This window comes from Caballeronia arvi, from assembly GCF_001544695.2.
Classification (GTDB): Bacteria; Pseudomonadota; Gammaproteobacteria; order Burkholderiales; family Burkholderiaceae; genus Caballeronia; species Caballeronia arvi.
This window is the reverse complement of the sequence record NZ_FCOM02000206.1, coordinates 1-1,759: the sequence shown is the minus strand read 5'-3', so window position 1 is coordinate 1,759 and position 1,759 is coordinate 1. Positions and strand designations below refer to the sequence as shown.

The following is a 1,759-nucleotide window of genomic DNA, read 5'->3' as shown; positions in this document are numbered from 1 at the left end:
GCGCGTCGATCGGGGCATCCTGCTTGACCCACGGCGCGTCGTATTCGATCACGTCATCGATCGCATCGATGAAAGGCGCCGCCGCCTTGCCCGAACGCGACGCGAGCAGTGTCAAATGCCGTCCCGGCTGCGCGCCGCGCAACGCGTGCAGCGCAGGCGTGGTCATCAGCACGTCGCCGAGATTGTCGAGACGAATGCACAGAATGCGCTTTACGTCCGCGCCCCAGTCGCGCACTTCGGTTGCCGCGCTCTTGCGCGCATGCGCCTCGACGACCGGCGGCAGCGTCGATGGATTCACCGGATCACGTTTCATGCAGACACTCCGCGGCGACGATCGCCATCGCGGCTTCGTACATGTCCTTTACGACGATGTCCGGTTCGCGACCTTCGCCGCGCAGCCATTCGGTCTCGTTGCCGTTATCGATGAGCACGCTGCGGCATCCCGCACGATGGCCCGCCTCGACATCGTCGAGTATGTCGCCGACGAACCAGCTTCGCGAGAGGTCGATGCCATGCTCGCGCGCCGCGCGCAGCAACATGCCAGGCGCGGGCTTGCGGCAATCGCATGATTGCGTGTACTCCGGCACGACGCCGCGCGGATGATGCGGGCACCAGTAGATATGCGTGAAGGCAGCGCCCGCTTGCGCAGCGAGCGCTTGCAGGCGTGCTTCGACCTGATTGAGCGCATGCCGCTCGAACTTGCCGAGCGCGACGCCGCTTTGGTTGCTGATGACGAACAGCGGCACGCCATGCGATGCGAAGACGCGCAACGCATCAAGCGCACCAGGCGCAAGACGCATGCGATGCGGATCGACATTCCAGGGCACATCGTCGAGCAGTGTGCCGTCCTTGTCGATGAAGACGGCGGCGCGCGGCGACCGTGGCGCTTGCGTCATCGCGATCCTCCGCCCATCGCGACGCGGGCCGCATCCTGCGATTCGGCGCCGCTCACGCGCGTATAGACCTGTGCCAGCGCCTGCGCGACGCTCGACCACGTGAACATCGCGTTGGCGCGCGCGAGGCCCGCTTCGCCCATGCGTCGCGCGAGTGCCGCATCGCGCTTGAGCGTGGCGATTGCCTGCGCGAGCGCGGCCGGATGCTTCGGCGGCACGAGCAGGCCCGTCTCGCCGTGCGCGACCGAATAGCGGATGCCGCCCACATCGGCGCCGATCACGGGCGTGCCGCACGCCATCGCTTCGAGCGGCGTGATGCCGAACGGCTCGTACCAAGGCGTCGTCACGAACACATCGGCGGCGTTATAGAAGTGCTTCAAGTCGCTTCGTCCATGACGTCCGGCGAAATGCACGTGCTCCTCGACGCCGCATTCGCGCGCGATGCCGCGCAGCCTGCCGATCTCCGGCGTAGCGTTTTCGTTGGCTTCGTCAGAGTTGCCGCCGACCACGTAAAGCTCGACGCTTTCGTCATGCTCCGCATGGCACGCGCCGAGCGCGCGCACGACGTTGTCGATGCCCTTGCGCGGCACCATGCGCCCCAATTGCAGCACGATGAAGCGATCCTGCGGCCAGCCGAGTTGTTCGCGCGCCTGGCGCTTGTCGAGCGGATGAAACTCCGCGCGATCGAAACCGCATGGCACGAGATCGATGCGCGCGGGATCGGCATGATAGAGACGGAGCAGATCGTTTTCGTCCTGAGGGCATTCCGCTATCACTGAGTCGGAGCGCTTAACGAGTTCGTCCTCGATATCAAAGCGCGCATCGGGAAAGCCGTCCGATTCGCCCTGATGCAGCCGCCGCACGCG

3 protein-coding genes are annotated in these 1,759 nt (G+C 65.8%); all 3 read right to left on the bottom strand.

The features are described from left to right. The coding region (locus AWB74_RS44355; RefSeq protein ID WP_143749544.1) for a glycosyltransferase family 9 protein at nucleotides 1-313 on the bottom strand (313 nt) is incomplete at its 3' end. After that, a complete protein-coding gene (locus AWB74_RS44350; RefSeq protein ID WP_061152775.1) occupies nucleotides 303-896 on the bottom strand; it encodes a D-glycero-alpha-D-manno-heptose-1,7-bisphosphate 7-phosphatase in 594 nt (197 codons plus the stop codon). The genes AWB74_RS44355 and AWB74_RS44350, both read right to left, overlap by 11 nt. Continuing rightward, nucleotides 893-1,759, bottom strand: an 867-nt coding sequence (locus AWB74_RS44345; protein WP_061152774.1) for a glycosyltransferase, incomplete at its 5' end; no start/stop codon positions are given. The genes AWB74_RS44350 and AWB74_RS44345, both read right to left, overlap by 4 nt.

Coding starts and splice junctions, on each gene's coding strand:
- AWB74_RS44350 (WP_061152775.1), bottom strand. CDS start 896: ATGACGCAAGCGCCACGGTCGCCGCGCGCCGCCGTCTTCATCGACAAG.